The following is a 16,624-nucleotide window of genomic DNA, read 5'->3' as shown; positions in this document are numbered from 1 at the left end:
ATGAAATTAAGTGAACAGTGGTTAAGAGAGTGGGTTAACCCAGCCGTAGACAGCAACGAGCTTAGCGAGCAGCTGAGCATGGCTGGCCTTGAAGTCGACGGCGTTGAGCCAGTTGCAGCAGACTTCCACACAGTTGTGGTGGGTGAAGTAGTCGAGTGTGGTCCTCACCCCGATGCGGACAAGTTGCAGGTTACCAAAGTGAACACCAACGACGGCGAGTTGCTAGACATTGTGTGTGGTGCGCCAAACTGTCGTCAGGGTATTAAGGTGGTTGTCGCTAAGGTTGGCGCAGTTCTGCCGGGCGACTTCAAAATTAAAAAAGCGAAACTACGTGGGCATCCGTCGCACGGTATGCTGTGCTCGTTCAAAGAGCTGGGCTTAATTGACGACCATGAAGGTATTATAGAATTGCCGGAAGACGCACCGGTTGGCACAGATTACCGAAAGTATTTAGGCCTTGAAGACCACAGTATCGATATCGACTTAACGCCAAACCGCGGTGACTGTTTAAGTATTCGTGGTATAGCTCGTGAACTGGGTGTATTGAATCGATTGGATGTTAACGAGCCCGAAATTAACGACGTAGCAGCAAAAATTGATGAGCAAAAGGCGATTCATTTAGACGCGCCGGAGCAATGTCCGCGCTACTTAGGTCGTGTCATTAAAGGTATTGATGTGTCACGTCCAACGCCTATCTGGATGAGTGAAAAGCTGCGTCGTAGCGGCATCCGTAGTATTGACCCTGTGGTGGATATTACCAACTACGTATTGCTTGAGTTGGGCCACCCAATGCACGCGTTCGACTTAGATACGCTGCAAGGCGATATTCATGTGCGTTTGGCTGCAGCGAAAGAGAAGTTGACGCTGCTAGACGGTGAAGAAGTGGAGCTCGATGACGATGTTCTGGTTATTGCCGATGAGCAAAAAGCCTTAGCAATGGCAGGCGTTTACGGTGGTAAAGACAGTGGTGTGACTGTTGAAAGCAAAAACATTTTCTTAGAAAGTGCGTTTTTTGCGCCGGACGCTATTTTAGGTAAAGCACGTCGCTTCGGCCTGCACACGGATGCATCTCACCGCTATGAGCGAGGTGTTGACCCGCAATTGCAACGTACTGCTATGGAGCGTGCAACGCAGTTATTGCTGGATATTTGCGGCGGCGAAGCAGGGCCAGTTACTGAGTCTGTGTCTGAGAAGCACCTGCCCGAGCGGGCTAACGTCAAATTACGCAGCGCTCGTTTGGCCAAAGTACTGGGCGTGCAAATTGCTGATGACGAAGTAACAGAGATTCTTCAGCGTCTGGGTCTGGAAGCAACCTATAACAGCGGCGAATGGCAGGTTCAGGTTCCGTCATATCGTTTTGACATTGCCATTGAAGAAGACTTAATTGAAGAAGTGGCGCGTGTGTACGGTTACAATGCGATTAAGGCAGCGGCGCCGGCGGCACAGCTTCGCATGACTGATCGCAAAGAAGCTTCGGTTAGCCGCCATACCTTAACGAATGCACTTGTTGAGCGCGGTTATCAGGAAGCCATTACTTACAGCTTTGTTGATCCTAAGCATCAGGCCATGTTGTTTAACGAAACCGCAGCATTAACCTTGCCGCACCCAATTTCGGTCGATATGTCGTCTATGCGTGTCAGCCTTTGGCCTGGGCTAGCTGGTGCTGTTGCGCACAACCAGAAACGTCAGCAAGCAGTATTGGCGTTTGTCGAAACAGGCTTACGTTTTATTCCAGATGAAAGCGCTGAAAATGGCGTTCGTCAGGAACCGGTGCTTGGCGGTATTCGTGCCGGAAAAGCACATACTGAACACTGGTCAGAAGGTGAGCGTGCTGTCGACTTTTTCGATGTAAAAGGCGACGTTGAAGCTTTATTGGAAAAAACAGGCGAGGCGCATTTGTTCCGCTTTGTGGCTGACCAGCACGATGCACTGCACCCAGGGCAGTCTGCGGCAATTTATAAAGGTGAACGTAAAGTCGGCTTCATGGGCGCTTTGCACCCACAGCATGAAAAGGCGCTAGGCTTAAATCAGCGCGCTTTTGTGTTTGAAATTGAGCTGGACGCAATAGCTGTACGTCGTATTCCGGCAGCGCAGCCTGTGTCGCGTTATCCGAGTATTCGTCGTGACTTAGCCGTTATCGTTGATAAGCATATTGCGGCGGGTGAACTCTTAGCTGCGATGGAAAATATTGGCGTAAAACAGTTAGTTGACCTAAACTTGTTTGATGTATACGAAGGTGACGGTGTGCCGGAGAACAAACGTAGTTTGGCATTGTCTGTAACATTACAGGATGCCGATAAAACGTTAGAAGAGGCAGACGTTACCGAAATAATGACTCAATTTGTAGAGACCTTAAAAAGTGAGTTTAATGCAACACTGAGGGATTAAACTATGGCGCTAACCAAAGCAGAATTGGCGGAAGTCCTGTTCGAGAAACACGGTATTAGTAAGCAAGACGCTAAAGCGCTTGTTGAAGAATTTTTTGAGGAAATACGCGCTGCTTTGGAAAGTGGTGAGCAGGTTAAATTATCAGGTTTTGGTAACTTTGAGCTGCGAACTAAAGGCCAACGTCCGGGAAGAAACCCTAAAACGGGTGAAGAAATTCCAATTAAAGCTCGCCGTGTGGTGAGCTTTAAACCAGGACAGAAATTTAAGAGTCGTGTAGAAAATGCAGAGCCTGAGTAAAATCAGGCTCTTTTTTATGGAAGCAGTTAAGCTCTAAAGAACAAGCTGCTGAACGGGTTTAGCAGTCTGCTGATACCAGAAGTGAAGTGCAGCGGGGCATCAAGCGTTGCCAGAGTCAGGCAGTCTTGCTCCTGAGTTTCAGGCGTATGTGTTTTAGACGGATCCAGCAGCACAAAATCACCATCTTTGTACTCATCTTTCTCGTCATTGAACACACCATCCAATACAAGTGTCGCTTCTTTGCCTTTATGAGTGTGCTCTGGCACTTTGGCGCCCGGCGCCATGTAAATCAGGTTCGTCTGATTACCGTTGTCCAGAGTCAAAGGTGCACGCCACAATTTACCAACCAACTTCGACCATTCGCCAATACGGTGGCTGTTATGAGCCAAAGTTCGGGGCAGGGTGAAACGGCGACCTTCAAGGTACAACGTCTCGTTAGGTTCGTTTTCAAGCTTACTGCAGGCAGACGACTCGAAAATGGCTTCCAACATTTGGTCGCACTGACTTTTAGTCATTGCGTTGCTGGCCACATTAACAATAGTGTCGAGGTTGTCCTCACACAGCTTTTGTTCAATGTCGCACACCGTCCGACGACATGCTTTACACATATCGACGTGAGTCCCTACGACTATCGTCATCGCTGCGCTGAGATCACCTGCAGCGTATTGATATAAAAGGCCTTCGCCCGGGTGCGATTTAATCATCATTTACTATCAACTCTTTTAATTTCTTAAGTGCTAACCGAGTTCGGGATTTAATAGTCCCTAAAGGCACGCCAAGCGCATCAGATACTTCCTGCTGCGACTTACCTTCAATGTAAATTTTCTCAATAACAACACGTTGAGCGTCAGGAAGTTGCGCATAATATTGCGAAATTTCCTGCATCAACACATCGTTATCCAGACTGTAACCATCATCTAAATTATCGTTTTGCTCTGACAAAATAGGCCAAAGATCATCGGCACTGATGTCGTCCTTACGCTTTTTATTTTTGCGTAAAAGGTCAAAACGAATATTACGCGCAATGGTGAATATCCAAGTTGACGGCGAACCTTTGTCCGGCTTGAACAAATGAGCTTTATGCCAAACGTTAGTCATGGTTTCCTGAACCAGGTCCATGGCGGTTTGTTCATTGCCAAATTGCCGTGTTGCGTAAGATTGCAGTTTAGGCGCGAAATGTCGGAACAGCTCACTAAATGCCGCTCGACTTCGCGTTTCCGCTATACTTGCAAGCAGTTCCGCTGCACGTTCTGCAGCGTCTGTTTGGGTGGTATTCATAGACCCCCGGGTCGATGTTCTTCCTGACACCATCTGCATAATTAGACCTGCTATCTTTCCACAATGTACTAATTAATACTTACGACCTGAGTATTCAGATCACTCGATGACAGAAATTTATTTATTTGCCCATTAAGTCTAGCAAATATTCCTTCGTTTTTAGACAGTTTTCCTCTTTTATTAAGGTTTGTTTCGTCTCTGTATCGAGTGGCAGAATCTCAAGCCAGCGAGAACAAAGCCAGTCAAGGCGTTCATAATTTAAGCTAGGCAATAATTCAGACAATTCAGGGTAGGTTTCGTAAGCCTCCTGAAGCTTCTCCATTAAGTTTTTACAGGTTTCCGGAAGTTCCGCTTGTGGCCATGGCGGCAAGTACTCAACGTTGCCGACCCGAAGATTGTCTGACTCTAACCAGTGTCCGAGAATGCGAACGCGGTTTTGTCCTTCAACCGTAATACCCAATAAGCCATCGTCACGTGGTTCGAAGTCAATAATTTTGACGGATGTTCCGTACGGAGGAATGTAGTCGTCCTCTGACGGTGATTTATCGTTGTCAAACATGGCAATAACGAACTCGGCATCGTTCTGAAGCGAGTCTTTTACCAACCGTATGTAACGAGGCTCAAATATGCGCAGTTTCATGCGCCCCTCAGGCAACACTTGGGAGGTGAGGGGAAAAATCGGTAACTGCTTAGACAACGACATAACACCTCATTTCGTTGAATTCGTATGAATTACCCTCTTCTACGTGCGTTAAATCAAAGTTGGATCTATTTTTGTTACAACAAACGAAACTATTTTTTACAAAGCGTCGTAAATTAGACCAGCACAACACTGGAACGATGTTACAAGAGGGAAGCACAGTGCGTTTGAAAGTTGGTATTAGCTCCTGCCTTATGGGTGATGAAGTACGGTTCGACGGTGGACACAAACGTTCAGCGTTTGCCACGGACGAATTGACTCGCCACATTGATTTAGTTCGTTTTTGTCCCGAAGTCGGCATTGGCATGCCAGTGCCCAGACCCACGATTCGATTGGAAAAGCACGCTAACGACGGCAGCGAGACCGTTGAAGCGGTAGTGCCTAAAACTGGTGAAATAGTCACAACGAAGCTGTCTGAGTTTGCCGACAAAATTCAGATTAAGGCAAAAGATTTGAGCGGCTATATTCTTTGCGCAAAGTCACCCAGTTGCGGAATGGAACGCGTGAAGCTTTATGACCCTGAAACGGGGCATGCTCGTAAAGAAGCCACGGGCATTTTTGCTTCTCGCCTGCAAGAAAATAATCCGGCCATGCCGCTAGAGGAAGACGGTCGCTTAAACGACCCTCATCTACGCGAAAACTTTATCATGCGGGTTTATGTGTATGGGCAATGGAAGCAAATTGAGGACACACCAACGAAGAATAATCTGTTGAGTTTCCATAGTTCCTGCAAGCTTTTGCTATTAGCACACAACCAGCAACGCTACAGAGAGCTGGGGAAACGACTGGGCGAGGCAGATACTGTCGATGCTGAGTTTGCTACGCAGTATATCCGGGACGTAATGGAAGCGTTATCAGAGCCGGCATCGCGTCGTAACCACACTAATGTGCTGCAACATATACAAGGGTATTTTAAGAGTGACTTAGAACACCAACAACGCGAGGAGCTAAGCGATATTATTTTGCAGTACCGTGAAGGTGTTCTGCCGTTAATGTCTCCGCTAACGCTTATCAAACACTATCTGCGCGAGTTCCCGAAAGAGTATCTCGAGAACCAGTGGTATCTGAACCCGTATCCAGTCGACTTGAAGCTTCGTTACGGTTTGTAAGGAATGAGCACATTGAAAAAAGCAATTTGGTTTCGCAGTGACTTGCGGACACTGGACAATGAAGCATTGTACCTTGCATGTCAGTCAAAGAGTGCTCCTGAAGCGATTTTTCTGGTGTGCGAAGACACTTGGCAGCGTCACCATTGGGCGCCTGTAAAGCAGGACTTTTTGTGGCGCACTTTAGAGGTGTTGAATGAAAAATTGTCGGCTCTGGGTATTAAACTGCATATAAAAAACGCCGGGCGCTTCTCAAACGCTGGTGGGGCGCTTCGGGAGTTTTGCAAAGAACACAGTATCGATAAGCTGTACTTTAATGCCGAATACGCACTCGATGAGAAAAATCGTGACAGGGCGGTTACTGCGGTACTGGAGAATGACGGCGTTGAGGTAAGTCAGCATCACGGCAACCTGTTAATTAAGCCCGGCATGGTTAAAAACCAGCAAGGTGAGTACTATAAAAAGTTCACACCTTTTAATAAGCGCTGGCGGGCGGTTTTAGCGAAGGAAATGGACGTAACACCGCTTAAACCGAACTCTTTCCCGAACGTTAATGCCGAACCTTTACCGAACATTTCTTTAAAAACAGAAGACTCGTCGCACTATTCGGCAGGGGAAGATGCGGCATTGAGTAAGCTCGGACAGTTTGTTGGTCACTCTGTAGAGACCTACAAGTCGGGGCGCGACCGTCCTGACCAACGCCATACGTCTGAACTTTCTGCCTACCTTGCGGTTGGAGCTATTTCTCCTGTGACCGCAGCTAGAGCATTACAGCGATTCTCGCCGGAGTTTCCTTATGGCTTACCGGAAGGACCGGATACCTGGCTCACAGAGCTTGCCTGGCGGGAGTTTTATCAGCATTTAATGGACTTTGAGCCTAGACTGTCAAAAGGGGAGAGCTTCCAGAGAGAAACCGACAGTATTCAATGGCGCGATGACGATGAAGGGTTTAAGGCCTGGTGCGAAGGGAAAACCGGCTACCCCATTGTCGATGCCGGTATGCGTCAGCTGAAAGAAACCGGCTGGATGCATAATCGATTACGCATGATTACGGCTAACTTTTTAGTCAAAGACCTACTCATTGACTGGCGCAAAGGTGAGGCTTTTTTCATGCAACACTTAATTGACGGAAGCTTTCCGGCAAACAATGGTGGTTGGCAGTGGAGTGCGTCTGTAGGCACTGACGCGGTGCCATATTTTCGAGTATTTAACCCGGTAAAACAGAGCGAGAAATTTGATCCGCAGGGTACGTACATTCGTAATTGGGTTAAAGAGTTGGAGAGTGTGCCGGACAAACACATTCACTGGCCACATGAGTGGTTAAGTAAGAATCAACAAAATGAATATTGCCCACCTATCGTCGAGCACAAAGCTGCTCGCGAACGTTTTTTAGCAACCTTTAAGCAGGTGAAACATGGATAACAAAGAGTTGGTCGACGCACTAAAGTCATTTTATGACGAATTAAAAACCGACAACCTTGATGATATGGACGACATGTATCACGACGAGGTGAGTTTCACAGACCCTATTCATCAGGTTGTTGGGTTAGAAGACTTAAAAGAGTACTTCAAAGGCACAATGGAGAACGTCGAATACTGCCACTTCACATTTGACGACGAGTGCGTCAGCGAAGATAAAGCATATTTGTCCTGGCAGATGCGCTACTCGCACCCAAAAATTGGCAATGGTATGGAAGTGATATTACCTGGCGTGTCTTATATTAGCTTTGAAGACGGCAAAATTAGAGAGCAACGCGACTACTACGACTTAGGCGCGATGCTTTATGAACATGTACCACTAGTGGGCTACGTGATAGATAAAATTAAAAGCAGGCTAGTAGGCGAATGAGTATTCTAATTACGGGTGCGTCGTCGGGTATTGGACGTCAGCTGGCGTTGGACTATGCCGAAAAAAGTGAACGTGTCATTGTTTGCGGGCGTAACCAGAGTGCTCTTGAGGAAGTGCAGTCGGAGTATTCTGAGTTTATAGATACGCTGGCGTTCGATATTACCGACAAGAACGCAACCATAGAAGCGCTGAATACTGTTGAGACGCTAAACAGCGTTATTTTGTGTGCCGGTGTCTGTGAGTATTTGGACACTAACAGCTTCGACGCAGATATGTTTGAGCGAGTATTCCGGGTGAACGTATTTGGCACCATGAACTGCGTGGAAGCGGCGTTACCGAAAATGGGGCAGGGCTCAAAGCTTGTCATTGTGGATAGTTTGGCACGGTTGTTGCCATTCACCAAAGCGCAGGCTTACGGTGGCTCGAAAGCGGCCATGCACTACATTACGCGCAGCCTGGAAGTGGATCTGAAAAAACGCGGTATTCGAGTGCAAAGTGTTTCCCCCGGTTTTGTTAAAACACCGATGACCGACGCAAACGACTTTGAAATGCCGATGCGCGTAACCGTAGAAACGGCATCGAAAGCCATTATTAACGGCATAGATAAAAACAAAAGAGATATCGCATTCCCGAAACTTTTCAGTGGTATGCTTAAGTTTATGGGACTTCTTCCGGAAGGCATGCAAGTGAAGCTTTCCGAATACATGGCAAGGAAGCAGTAAATGAAAATTGCAGTTATAGGTAGTGGTATTGCAGGGCTAACCTGTGCCTATTATTTAAGTCGAGAACATGAAGTCAGTGTGTTTGAGAAGCGAGACCGCATTGGCGGGCACACCTGCACTAATGACGTAAAAGTCAATAATACGATGTACGCGGTGGATACCGGTTTTATTGTCTTTAATGACAAAACGTATCCACGCTTTAAGCGGTTATTGCGGGAGTTAAAAGTGGCGTGGCGAGACACCGAAATGAGTTTCAGTGTGACTGACCCCGAATCGGGGCTTGAATACAACGGTCACAATTTAAACACGCTGTTTGCGCAACGCAGTAACCTTTTCAGTCCTAAGTTTTACCGTCTGGTGTCGGGTATATTGGCTTTTAACAAAGCAGCCAAAAAAGCGTATGGGCAAGACAGCGAGACGCTTGATAAAGTCACTTTGGGTGAGTTTTTAAGAAAAAACGATATTCCACAGGCGGTGTCGGACTATTACCTGCTACCCATGGTGTCAGCCATTTGGTCGTCCACATTGGCCGACGCAGAACTGTTCCCGTTAGGCTTTTTTCTGCGCTTTTTTAATAACCATGGTTTGTTAAACGTGAGCGACAGACCGCAATGGCATACGCTTGTTGGCGGTTCAAAAGCCTATATTCCCATGCTCACAGCGCCTTATGCAGAGCGTATACACTTGGGCAGCGAAATTACCGCGGTCACGCGTCAGTCCGATCAGGTGACGTTGACGTTTTCTGACGGCAAGCAACAGTTTTTCGATGAGGTTGTTTTTGCCTGTCACAGCGACCAGACATTGCAATTACTGGGTGACGCAACTGACGATGAAAAAGTGATTCTCGGTGGTATTCCTTATCAACCGAATGAAGTGGTGCTGCATACCGATACCGCTTTGTTACCGAAGAAAAAGCGCGCCTGGGCGAGCTGGAACTATTTATTAAGAACAGACGAGGGTGCTGAACAACAACCCAGCTCTGTGACCTATAACATGAACATTCTTCAGGGCATAAACTGCGAAGAGACCTTGTGCGTGACTTTGAATAACACCGCAATGATAGATCCGGAAAAAATCTTAAAAACCATGACCTTTGATCACCCGCAGTACTCTGTGGCGTCAATGGCAGCCCGTAACCAGAGAAACCGTATTTGCGGGCAGAAAAACACACATTTTTGCGGTGCATACTGGTACAACGGCTTCCATGAAGATGGCGTGCGCAGTGCGCTTGATGTGGTTAATCGCTTGAATAAAGAGCAGGTTCCCAACCAATGAAAAGCGGTATTTACTGGGGGGACTTATACCATGCCCGATACAAGCCTAAAAAGCATGAGTTCCATTACAAATTCTTCCAGTGGGCAATAGACCTGTCGGAGCTGGAAGAGGCGCACAAGTTGAGCCGCTGGTTCTCCTGCAAAGGCTTTGCACCGCTATGGTTTCGCCGAAAAGACTATTTGAAAAAAGTACCTGGGACCTTGCAGCAGGCCGCTCTGGCAAAAATGTCCGAACTGGCCAATGAAAAATTGGAAGGTCGCGTGGTATTTGTCGGCAATATTCGAACTTTTGGACTGTTTTTTAGCCCTGTTAACCTCTATTTTCTCGAGCAGCAGGGTACGTACACCTATATGCTGGCGGAAGTCAGTAATACTCCCTGGTTGCAGCGGCATTATTATTTAATCGACTTAAGTGAAAAAGAGCCGACCAGTAAAAAGGTGTTTCACGTATCTCCGTTTAATCCTATCGATATGACTTACCACTGGCGTATAAAACCGCCGGCTGAAAATTTGTTTGTGCAAATAAGTGCGCATCAGAACGAGAAAGATTTTGTCGCCGGTATGAATTTATCGCACTCACCGCTAAACCAAGAAGGCATCCACCGCGTATTAAAGAAAACGCCTGTTATGGCTTTAAAAATAATAGGCGGTATTTATTGGGAAGCGTTAAAGCTATTTATAAAGCGGGTACCGTTTTACGGTCATCCAGGACAATAATCTTAGTAAAGGAAAAGCGTTATGCCTGGCAGTGAGGTGGCATTAGAAACTCGAACTCAGCGCGGGTTTTGGAATAATCAATTTCGCCATGTGGCGTTTAAACTATTAAGCCATTTAGAAAAAGGCGAGCTGGTTATTGCCGAAAACGGACGCACGATTGAACGTTTTGGTGAAAAAAACTCTGATCTAAGCGCGACAATTAACGTGTTGTCCGCGGACTTTTATCGCCGCTTAGTGACCGGTGGAAGCATTGGTGCGGCCGAGCTTTATATTGATAAGAGTTGGGAAACCGATGACTTGACCTCAGTTATTCGCGTGTTTGCTCGCAACCTGCCTGCACTAGACACACTAGAAACGCGACTCGCATGGCTGACGTATCCGTTCAATAAGTACCAGCATTGGTCAAACCGAAATCATAAATCGCAAGCAAAGAAAAATATTTCGGCTCACTATGACTTAGGTAACGAACTGTACACTCGGTTTTTAGATGATGCGATGCAGTATTCCAGTGCTCTGTTTTTAACGGACAGTGACTCGCTGGACACCGCTCAGAACAACAAAATGAAGCGTCTATGCGACTCTTTAGAGCTGACAAAAGACGACCACTTGCTTGAAATTGGCACGGGTTGGGGCGGTTTGGCGGTTTTTGCAGCGAAAAACTACGGCTGCAAAGTCACCACCACAACCATTTCTGAAGAACAATTCCAGTACGCAAAAGCGCGAGTTGAGAAAGAAGGGCTGGAAGAGCAAATAACGCTGCTTAAGAACGACTACCGTGACTTAGAAGGGCAGTACGACAAGCTGGTGTCGGTTGAAATGATAGAAGCGGTTGGTAAGCAGTATCTACCGACCTTCTTTAAAACCTGTAACCGGCTGTTAAAGCCGCATGGAAAAATGGCGCTGCAGGCAATTACCATAGCGGACCAACGTGAGAAAGCTTATGCCCGTTCGGTCGACTTTATTCAGAAGCATATTTTCCCGGGCGGTTTTCTACCGTCTTTGAGCCAGATGACTCAGTTATTTAAAAGAAACACCAACATGGTCGTCAGAGACGCTTTTGATTTCGGTTTGAGTTACGCCAAAACTTTGAATATTTGGGCGCAAAACTTTAATGAAAAAGCCGAAGAACTAGCCAAATTTGGTTATGACGAGCGCTTTTCAAGGCTGTGGAATTATTATTTCAGTTACTGTGAAGGTGGCTTTTTAGAAAAGCGTGTATCGGTTGTACAAGTTGTTGCGGACAAAAGCCAACTGTAAACCCGGGCGCTGAAACGGAAGGTATTTATGCACAAAATTATCAGCTTTGTTTTGTTTAACGGTATTTGGTTTAGCGCTGTGCTTGGGCGCAGTGACTACCTCTGGCTGACAATTGCCTTAGTGCTGGTACAGGTCGTTTATAGCCTGCGTATTGGGAAGGTTCACTGGACTCTCGTAGCACGGTTGTTTGCTGTAGGACTGTTACTTGAGGCTATTAGTATCAGTCTGGGCGTTATTGATTTTGTTGGTGGTTACTTTCCGCTATGGCTGGCCTTGTTATGGCTGGGGTTCTCAGCAATGGCACCGGTCGCACTCGACTGGTTAGCCAAAAAAACTTGGTTGGCTTTGTTGGCTGGGGCGGTGTCAGGACCCATTACCTACATAACCGGTGTTGAATTTGGCGCAGCAGCTATTGAGTCAACCGTTATAACTGTCGTGACTTATGCCATTGTTTGGTCATTGATGATGGGTTATTTCGTTTACCTTATGACGAGCAAGCCTAACGAACGTAAGGAGGTATTGCCATGAGAAAATTTATGCTAGCGGCATCGGCTTTGCTAGTGAGCGCATTGAGCACTCCTGCGTTTGCGGCAAGCTGTGAAGCGTCAGTTCCCGGAGACTTCTCCAAGGTTGGTGAAACCCGCCTGAGCGTTTTGTTCTGGGATGTTTATGACGCCACGTTGTACAGCCCTTCCGGTGAGTACGAGAAGAGTGAGCGTCAGGCGCTTCGACTGGATTATTTGCGAGATATTGATGCTGCTGACCTTATCGAAACCACAGAAGAAGAGTGGCAGAAATTAGAGCTAGACTCGTCGGAGCATGGTGAGTGGCTGGCGAAGCTGAAAGATATTTGGCCGGATATCAAAGAGGGCGACTGCCTTCTTCTGGTGGAAAGTGATAATGGCTATGCCGAGTTTTATCAGGGCGAAGAGCTGTTAGGCACAGTTGAGAGCCAGGTGTTTACTGACCAGTTCTTAGCCATTTGGTTGTCACCGGAAAGCCGCTTTGAAGACGAGCGCAACGAACTTGTAGGAGCAAAATAATGGTTAAACTCATAAAAACCTGTTTTCTTATCAGCGCTTTTGCGCTGTTGTCGGCTTGCTCAACCGGTATTGATACTTACAAGTCAGCTAAGCCCGTCTTGAAGCTGGAAGAGTTCTTTAAAGGCGACTTAGTGTCTTATGGCATGGTTCAGGACTACAGCGGTGAAGTGATACAGCGCTTTACTGTTGAAATGACCGGAACCTGGGACGGTAACGAAGGTAAACTGGATGAATACTTCACCTATGCCGATGGCCGCGAGCAGCGTCGTATTTGGTACATTACCAAAACTGGTGAAAACAGCTATGAAGGCCGTGCTGACGACGTCGAAGGCGTCGCAAAAGGCACTACTGCCGGTAACGTTCTTAACTGGGAGTATCAGTTAGAGGTGGAGATGGACGGAGAGCCGCTGGTTCTAACTCTTGATGACTGGCTGTATTTAGTGGATGAGAACAATATGATCAACCGCACTAATATGTATAAGTGGGGTATTCCGGTTGGTGAAATCACGCTTTATATCGGTAAAAAATAAAGGTTAAGAAACGCTGTCATAAGCCGATAACAGACGTATAATGCACGTAAGTTAAACGTAATCTGGGAATCGGCTGTGGCAATTAATTATCCGTCATTTACTTACAATAACCCGCGTATACAGGGACAAACTGTATTCATTAAGCGTGGCCCGCATCAGGGAAAGCTGGGTATTATTGCCAAGGTAATGGACAACGAACGTTTCCTGGTATCTCAGGCGGACTTTGGCTCTGAACAGGTAATTTTCAAGCGAAGTGATTTTTTAGTGCACCGTTACCGTAAAATTAAGGTGCCTATTGATCGCGTAGCGGGTAAAAACCCCGACGTGTTATAGCATTAGCTATGAGCAAGGTATTAAAAAAGCGACATTGTAATAATGTCGCTTTTTGCGTTTCTGAGCAGCAAAAATTAAGCAGAGCCGCGCGGTAAACGACAGTCGGTGCCTTTGTCTTCCAGCTTCTGCTTCCACAGCTCTTTTGCTGTTAAGCCGCCAGAGTTTGACTTTTTAACAGCCGGCTTTTTAGGCGCTTCTTTCTTAGCTGCTGTTTTCTTAGGCGCAGCCTTTTTAGTATCAGACTTAGTTTCGGTTTTCTTTGCTGCCGCCTTTTTAGGCGCCGCTTTTTTGTCTGATGCTTTTTCAGCTTTAGCCGGTTTGCCTTTTGCTAAAGCTTTCGCTTCTTCGTCCAACTGCGCAAGACGAACGTTTTTACCGCCGTCAACGCTGTACCAGCCATTACTTGCTTCAATCTTTGGCTTTTTACCATGAGCTTTTTCATAAGCTTCGGTATATTCTGCCAGTACCTTTTCTTTATCCAGTTTGCTCATGCAAATTTTCCTTTATTCAAGGGTTACTTTAAAACTCTGCTTAAAAAAGCTTCACACTTCGTTTATACCGTTTTTTCGGATTATTGTCTAATTTACGTTAATATAACGTTTTTTCAGGCCTTTTAAACGAGAAAGCAGTATGACAATTAAGCGTTCTGAACTTCACCATTATTTGAATTCGTATTTGAACAGCGGGGCGATAAAAGACTATTGCCCAAACGGGTTACAGGTAGAGGGCTCTGAGTTTATAGGCAAAGTCATTACCGGAGTGACAGCGTGTCAGGCGCTAATTGACAGAGCTGTTGACGAGCAAGCTGACGCTATTCTCGTGCATCATGGTTATTTCTGGAAGGGCGAGCCTGAGCCTATAACAGGCATGAAAAAAGCACGTATCAAACAACTGCTTAAGCACGACATTAATTTATTTGCGTACCATTTACCGCTCGATGTTCATCCTGAGGTGGGTAATAACGCACAGCTGGCAAAGCTTATGGGCTGGCAAATGGAAGGGCCGGTAGATGCAAATGATCCGGCGTGCCCTTTAGTTATGGGCTCTTTAAAAGAGTCGGTGACAGGGCAGTTGCTGGCAAATGAGCTTGAACAGAAACTCCAGCGGCCATTGACCTGCTGGGTAGAGCCTATTCGGCCCATTCAGAAACTAGCCTGGTGTACCGGTGGCGGGCAAGGCTTTATCGACCGGGCGGCAGCGTTGGGTGTCGATGCGTTTATTACCGGCGAAGTATCAGAGCCAACCATTCATAGTGCACGCGAACAAGGAATTGGTTTTTATGCGGCCGGTCACCATGCTACAGAGCGCTACGGAGCAAAGGCCTTAGGTGAGCATATTGCTCAGAAGTTTAGCCTGGACGTTCAATTTATTGATATAGACAGCCCAGCTTAGGCGGAACGGAAATGAAAAATGAAAAACGTTCGCGTGGCGACTTTAGCGGTATCAGTAAAAAGTTCTCGAAAAACATTTACGATAGTACGAAAGGCCGCTTGAGAATGGCGGTTCTTAAGGAAGACTTACAACCGCTATTAAACGGCGAGCCTTGTCGGGTACTGGATGTCGGTGCGGGCCTGGGGCAGGCCAATGAGTGGTTTTTGGAAAAAGGCTTCGAGGTTTTGCACACCGACATTTCAGAAGAGATGGTTGAAGCCGCTCGGTTGCGTCACGAAGAGCTCGGGTCAGCCGATAACTGTCGCTACCAAACCGCCGATTTAGCGACGTTAGCAAGTAATGAAGACCAATTCCCAATAGTGCTCTGTCATGCGGTTTTGGAATGGATGCCAGATGCTGAAACAGCATTAACCCAATTAAAGACGTTATTAGCACCGGGCGGTACACTCTCGCTTATGTTCTATAACCGCAATGCAAAGCTGTTTGCTAATGCAATTTACGGTAATTTTGATTACATAGAACGAGGGTTAAAGGTTAAGAAAACAGTACGGTTAAGTCCGCAGAATCCGTTAGTGCCGGACGAGGTTCAAAACATACTGAATGAGCTTGGACTCGAGGTTGTGCAAAAAACCGGTGTTCGCTGTTTTCATGACTATCTGAGAAACCTGGAACATCAGCAGCGCTTTGACGAACTGCTGGCCATTGAACTGAAATATAATCAGCAGCCGCCTTATCGCGATTTAGGGCGCTACCAACATTGGTTGATTAAGAAACCGGAGAACGAACAATGACAACACAGTGCGCATTTATTGGTTTAGGTGTTATGGGCTATCCAATGGCCGGACACTTACAAACGAAAGGCTTTGATACCTGCGTGTATAACCGTACTGAAAGTAAAGCAAAAGCCTGGGTTGAAGAGTATCAGGGGCGGTATGGTGCAACACCGGCACAAGCGGTGCAAAATGCGGATATTGTTTTAGTCTGTGTGGGGAACGATGATGATGTGCGTAGCGTGTTTTATGGCGACGACGGCATTCTAAGTGGTCTAAAAAATGGCGCTACTGTGGTTGATCACACCACGGCGTCAGCAGAGCTGGCCAGAGAGCTTAACGAAGCGGTACGTGAGCAAGGTGGTCAATTTCTTGATGCGCCCGTATCGGGCGGCCAAGCAGGCGCAGAGAATGGTGTTCTGACAGCCATGATCGGTGGCGAACAGTCTGCTTTTGACGAAGTTAGCGACGCGTTAGCGTGTTATACCAAAACGCGTGAGCTGATGGGTGAAGCGGGAGCTGGGCAGTTGGCCAAAATGGTAAACCAAATTTGTATTGCGGGTGTGGTACAAGGGTTATCTGAAGGTCTGCAGTTTGCGCGCAAGGTAGGGTTAGACCCGGACAAACTTATTGCGGCTATCAGCCAGGGCGCCGCTGGCTCCTGGCAAATGGAAAACCGTTATAAAACCATGTGGAATAACGAATATGAGCATGGCTTTGCGGTCGACTGGATGCGCAAAGACTTGAAAATTGCATTGAACGAAGCCGACAGACAAGGCCTTTCTATGCCGTTAACAGCCTTAGTTGATCAGTTCTACGCCGATGTTCAGAAAATGGGAGGCAACCGCTGGGACACTTCAAGTCTGTTGGCCCGCCTGGAAAAATAATCTAACCGCGGTGGCCTGATGCTACTGCATCAGGTGAGATGTCAAAAAAGAGCATCTGGCAATATCGAGTAGGGTGAGGCG

General features: G+C 46.9%; 20 protein-coding genes. 16 read left to right on the top strand and 4 right to left on the bottom strand.

Going from position 1 to position 16,624, the window contains the following annotated elements; translation table 11 throughout:
* The gene (gene pheT / locus B3850_RS08100) at nt 1–2,388 is read left to right on the top strand and encodes a phenylalanine--tRNA ligase subunit beta (RefSeq protein ID WP_286874867.1); all 2,388 of its coding nucleotides are present in this window, start codon (nt 1–3) and stop codon (nt 2,386–2,388) included.
* 3 nt (nt 2,389–2,391) lie between these two features.
* Nucleotides 2,392–2,685: an integration host factor subunit alpha gene (locus B3850_RS08095; RefSeq protein WP_126751387.1), complete on the top strand. Its 294-nt coding sequence runs from the start codon at nt 2,392–2,394 to the stop codon at nt 2,683–2,685.
* Nucleotides 2,686–2,711: 26 nt separating this feature from the next.
* Here B3850_RS08095 and B3850_RS08090 read toward each other — a convergent pair whose 3' ends face one another.
* The 3 genes from B3850_RS08090 to B3850_RS08080 form a co-directional block, all read right to left on the bottom strand.
* Nucleotides 2,712–3,392: a ChrR family anti-sigma-E factor gene (locus B3850_RS08090; RefSeq protein WP_286911616.1), complete on the bottom strand. Its 681-nt coding sequence runs from the start codon at nt 3,390–3,392 to the stop codon at nt 2,712–2,714.
* The gene (locus B3850_RS08085; RefSeq protein ID WP_053953830.1) at nt 3,382–4,002 is read right to left on the bottom strand and encodes a sigma-70 family RNA polymerase sigma factor; all 621 of its coding nucleotides are present in this window, start codon (nt 4,000–4,002) and stop codon (nt 3,382–3,384) included. The genes B3850_RS08090 and B3850_RS08085 overlap by 11 nt, the downstream gene beginning before the upstream one ends.
* Nucleotides 4,003–4,084: 82 nt before the next feature.
* Entirely contained in the window at nt 4,085–4,666 is a 582-nt protein-coding gene (locus B3850_RS08080) for an LON peptidase substrate-binding domain-containing protein (protein ID WP_053953829.1), read from the bottom strand.
* Between the two features lie 137 nt (nt 4,667–4,803).
* On the opposite strand from B3850_RS08080, the gene B3850_RS08075 reads away from it, so the two are divergent.
* From B3850_RS08075 to B3850_RS08025, 11 genes are all read left to right on the top strand, one after another.
* Complete coding sequence (locus B3850_RS08075; protein ID WP_286875945.1) at nt 4,804–5,772, top strand: YbgA family protein; 969 nt, start codon at nt 4,804–4,806, stop codon at nt 5,770–5,772.
* 12 nt (nt 5,773–5,784) lie between these two features.
* Nucleotides 5,785–7,191 carry a deoxyribodipyrimidine photo-lyase gene (gene phrB, locus B3850_RS08070; RefSeq protein ID WP_286911614.1) on the top strand — a complete coding sequence of 469 codons (1,407 nt, stop codon included), beginning with the start codon at nt 5,785–5,787 and terminating at the stop codon, nt 7,189–7,191.
* Nucleotides 7,184–7,618, top strand: coding sequence for a nuclear transport factor 2 family protein (locus B3850_RS08065; RefSeq protein ID WP_126751381.1), 435 nt, complete (start codon nt 7,184–7,186; stop codon nt 7,616–7,618). The genes phrB and B3850_RS08065 overlap by 8 nt, the downstream gene beginning before the upstream one ends.
* The gene (locus B3850_RS08060) at nt 7,615–8,340 is read left to right on the top strand and encodes an SDR family NAD(P)-dependent oxidoreductase (RefSeq protein ID WP_286911613.1); all 726 of its coding nucleotides are present in this window, start codon (nt 7,615–7,617) and stop codon (nt 8,338–8,340) included. The genes B3850_RS08065 and B3850_RS08060 overlap by 4 nt, the downstream gene beginning before the upstream one ends.
* Complete coding sequence (locus B3850_RS08055; protein WP_286875923.1) at nt 8,341–9,615, top strand: NAD(P)/FAD-dependent oxidoreductase; 1,275 nt, start codon at nt 8,341–8,343, stop codon at nt 9,613–9,615.
* Nucleotides 9,612–10,331 (top strand): DUF1365 domain-containing protein, encoded by a 720-nt coding sequence (locus tag B3850_RS08050; RefSeq protein WP_286875925.1) that lies wholly within the window; start codon nt 9,612–9,614, stop codon nt 10,329–10,331. The genes B3850_RS08055 and B3850_RS08050 overlap by 4 nt, the downstream gene beginning before the upstream one ends.
* Nucleotides 10,332–10,352: 21 nt before the next feature.
* Nucleotides 10,353–11,588 carry an SAM-dependent methyltransferase gene (locus tag B3850_RS08045; RefSeq protein WP_286911612.1) on the top strand — a complete coding sequence of 412 codons (1,236 nt, stop codon included), beginning with the start codon at nt 10,353–10,355 and terminating at the stop codon, nt 11,586–11,588.
* Nucleotides 11,589–11,615: 27 nt separating this feature from the next.
* Complete coding sequence (locus B3850_RS08040) at nt 11,616–12,116, top strand: DUF2878 domain-containing protein (protein ID WP_286875931.1); 501 nt, start codon at nt 11,616–11,618, stop codon at nt 12,114–12,116.
* Entirely contained in the window at nt 12,113–12,631 is a 519-nt protein-coding gene (locus B3850_RS08035; RefSeq protein WP_286875933.1) for a chalcone isomerase family protein, read from the top strand. The genes B3850_RS08040 and B3850_RS08035 overlap by 4 nt, the downstream gene beginning before the upstream one ends.
* The gene (locus B3850_RS08030; RefSeq protein ID WP_286875934.1) at nt 12,631–13,161 is read left to right on the top strand and encodes a DUF3833 domain-containing protein; all 531 of its coding nucleotides are present in this window, start codon (nt 12,631–12,633) and stop codon (nt 13,159–13,161) included. The genes B3850_RS08035 and B3850_RS08030 overlap by 1 nt, the downstream gene beginning before the upstream one ends.
* 75 nt (nt 13,162–13,236) lie before the next feature.
* Nucleotides 13,237–13,494, top strand: a complete 258-nt coding sequence (locus tag B3850_RS08025) for a DUF3912 family protein (protein ID WP_053953854.1) — start codon at nt 13,237–13,239, stop codon at nt 13,492–13,494.
* Between the two features lie 74 nt (nt 13,495–13,568).
* Here the strand turns inward: B3850_RS08025 and B3850_RS08020 are convergent, their stop codons facing one another.
* Nucleotides 13,569–13,985: a hypothetical protein gene (locus B3850_RS08020; RefSeq protein WP_286875936.1), complete on the bottom strand. Its 417-nt coding sequence runs from the start codon at nt 13,983–13,985 to the stop codon at nt 13,569–13,571.
* A 139-nt stretch (nt 13,986–14,124) separates the two neighbouring features.
* Between B3850_RS08020 and B3850_RS08015 the strand changes: the two genes are divergently transcribed.
* From B3850_RS08015 to B3850_RS08005, 3 genes are read left to right on the top strand one after another with little or no spacing between them, the layout of a single operon-like run.
* The gene (locus tag B3850_RS08015; protein WP_286911611.1) at nt 14,125–14,886 is read left to right on the top strand and encodes a Nif3-like dinuclear metal center hexameric protein; all 762 of its coding nucleotides are present in this window, start codon (nt 14,125–14,127) and stop codon (nt 14,884–14,886) included.
* Nucleotides 14,887–14,897: 11 nt separating this feature from the next.
* Nucleotides 14,898–15,677, top strand: a complete 780-nt coding sequence (locus tag B3850_RS08010) for a methyltransferase domain-containing protein (RefSeq protein WP_286875942.1) — start codon at nt 14,898–14,900, stop codon at nt 15,675–15,677.
* Nucleotides 15,674–16,543 (top strand): NAD(P)-dependent oxidoreductase, encoded by an 870-nt coding sequence (locus tag B3850_RS08005; RefSeq protein ID WP_286875944.1) that lies wholly within the window; start codon nt 15,674–15,676, stop codon nt 16,541–16,543. Before B3850_RS08010 ends, B3850_RS08005 begins: the two co-directional genes overlap by 4 nt.
* Nucleotides 16,544–16,624: the final 81 nt, after the last annotated feature.

This window comes from Idiomarina sp. UBA4520, assembly GCF_002388365.1.
Taxonomy (GTDB): domain Bacteria; phylum Pseudomonadota; class Gammaproteobacteria; order Enterobacterales; family Alteromonadaceae; genus Idiomarina; species Idiomarina zobellii.
The sequence above is the reverse complement of the archived record's forward strand: the minus strand, read 5'-3'. Positions and strand labels throughout refer to the sequence as shown.

What these genes read in the sequence shown, in the direction of transcription:
- B3850_RS08030 (WP_286875934.1), top strand. Translation starts at nt 12,631, where the DNA reads ATGGTTAAACTCATAAAAACCTGTTTTCTTATCAGCGCTTTTGCGCTG.
- B3850_RS08005 (WP_286875944.1), top strand. Translation starts at nt 15,674, where the DNA reads ATGACAACACAGTGCGCATTTATTGGTTTAGGTGTTATGGGCTATCCA.
- B3850_RS08015 (WP_286911611.1), top strand. Translation starts at nt 14,125, where the DNA reads ATGACAATTAAGCGTTCTGAACTTCACCATTATTTGAATTCGTATTTG.
- pheT (WP_286874867.1), top strand. Translation starts at nt 1, where the DNA reads ATGAAATTAAGTGAACAGTGGTTAAGAGAGTGGGTTAACCCAGCCGTA.
- B3850_RS08040 (WP_286875931.1), top strand. Translation starts at nt 11,616, where the DNA reads ATGCACAAAATTATCAGCTTTGTTTTGTTTAACGGTATTTGGTTTAGC.
- B3850_RS08060 (WP_286911613.1), top strand. Translation starts at nt 7,615, where the DNA reads ATGAGTATTCTAATTACGGGTGCGTCGTCGGGTATTGGACGTCAGCTG.
- B3850_RS08035 (WP_286875933.1), top strand. Translation starts at nt 12,113, where the DNA reads ATGAGAAAATTTATGCTAGCGGCATCGGCTTTGCTAGTGAGCGCATTG.
- B3850_RS08095 (WP_126751387.1), top strand. Translation starts at nt 2,392, where the DNA reads ATGGCGCTAACCAAAGCAGAATTGGCGGAAGTCCTGTTCGAGAAACAC.
- B3850_RS08050 (WP_286875925.1), top strand. Translation starts at nt 9,612, where the DNA reads ATGAAAAGCGGTATTTACTGGGGGGACTTATACCATGCCCGATACAAG.
- B3850_RS08075 (WP_286875945.1), top strand. Translation starts at nt 4,804, where the DNA reads ATGTTACAAGAGGGAAGCACAGTGCGTTTGAAAGTTGGTATTAGCTCC.
- B3850_RS08055 (WP_286875923.1), top strand. Translation starts at nt 8,341, where the DNA reads ATGAAAATTGCAGTTATAGGTAGTGGTATTGCAGGGCTAACCTGTGCC.
- B3850_RS08020 (WP_286875936.1), bottom strand. Translation starts at nt 13,985, where the DNA reads ATGAGCAAACTGGATAAAGAAAAGGTACTGGCAGAATATACCGAAGCT.
- B3850_RS08010 (WP_286875942.1), top strand. Translation starts at nt 14,898, where the DNA reads ATGAAAAATGAAAAACGTTCGCGTGGCGACTTTAGCGGTATCAGTAAA.
- B3850_RS08080 (WP_053953829.1), bottom strand. Translation starts at nt 4,666, where the DNA reads ATGTCGTTGTCTAAGCAGTTACCGATTTTTCCCCTCACCTCCCAAGTG.
- B3850_RS08045 (WP_286911612.1), top strand. Translation starts at nt 10,353, where the DNA reads ATGCCTGGCAGTGAGGTGGCATTAGAAACTCGAACTCAGCGCGGGTTT.
- B3850_RS08085 (WP_053953830.1), bottom strand. Translation starts at nt 4,002, where the DNA reads ATGCAGATGGTGTCAGGAAGAACATCGACCCGGGGGTCTATGAATACC.
- B3850_RS08065 (WP_126751381.1), top strand. Translation starts at nt 7,184, where the DNA reads ATGGATAACAAAGAGTTGGTCGACGCACTAAAGTCATTTTATGACGAA.
- B3850_RS08090 (WP_286911616.1), bottom strand. Translation starts at nt 3,392, where the DNA reads ATGATGATTAAATCGCACCCGGGCGAAGGCCTTTTATATCAATACGCT.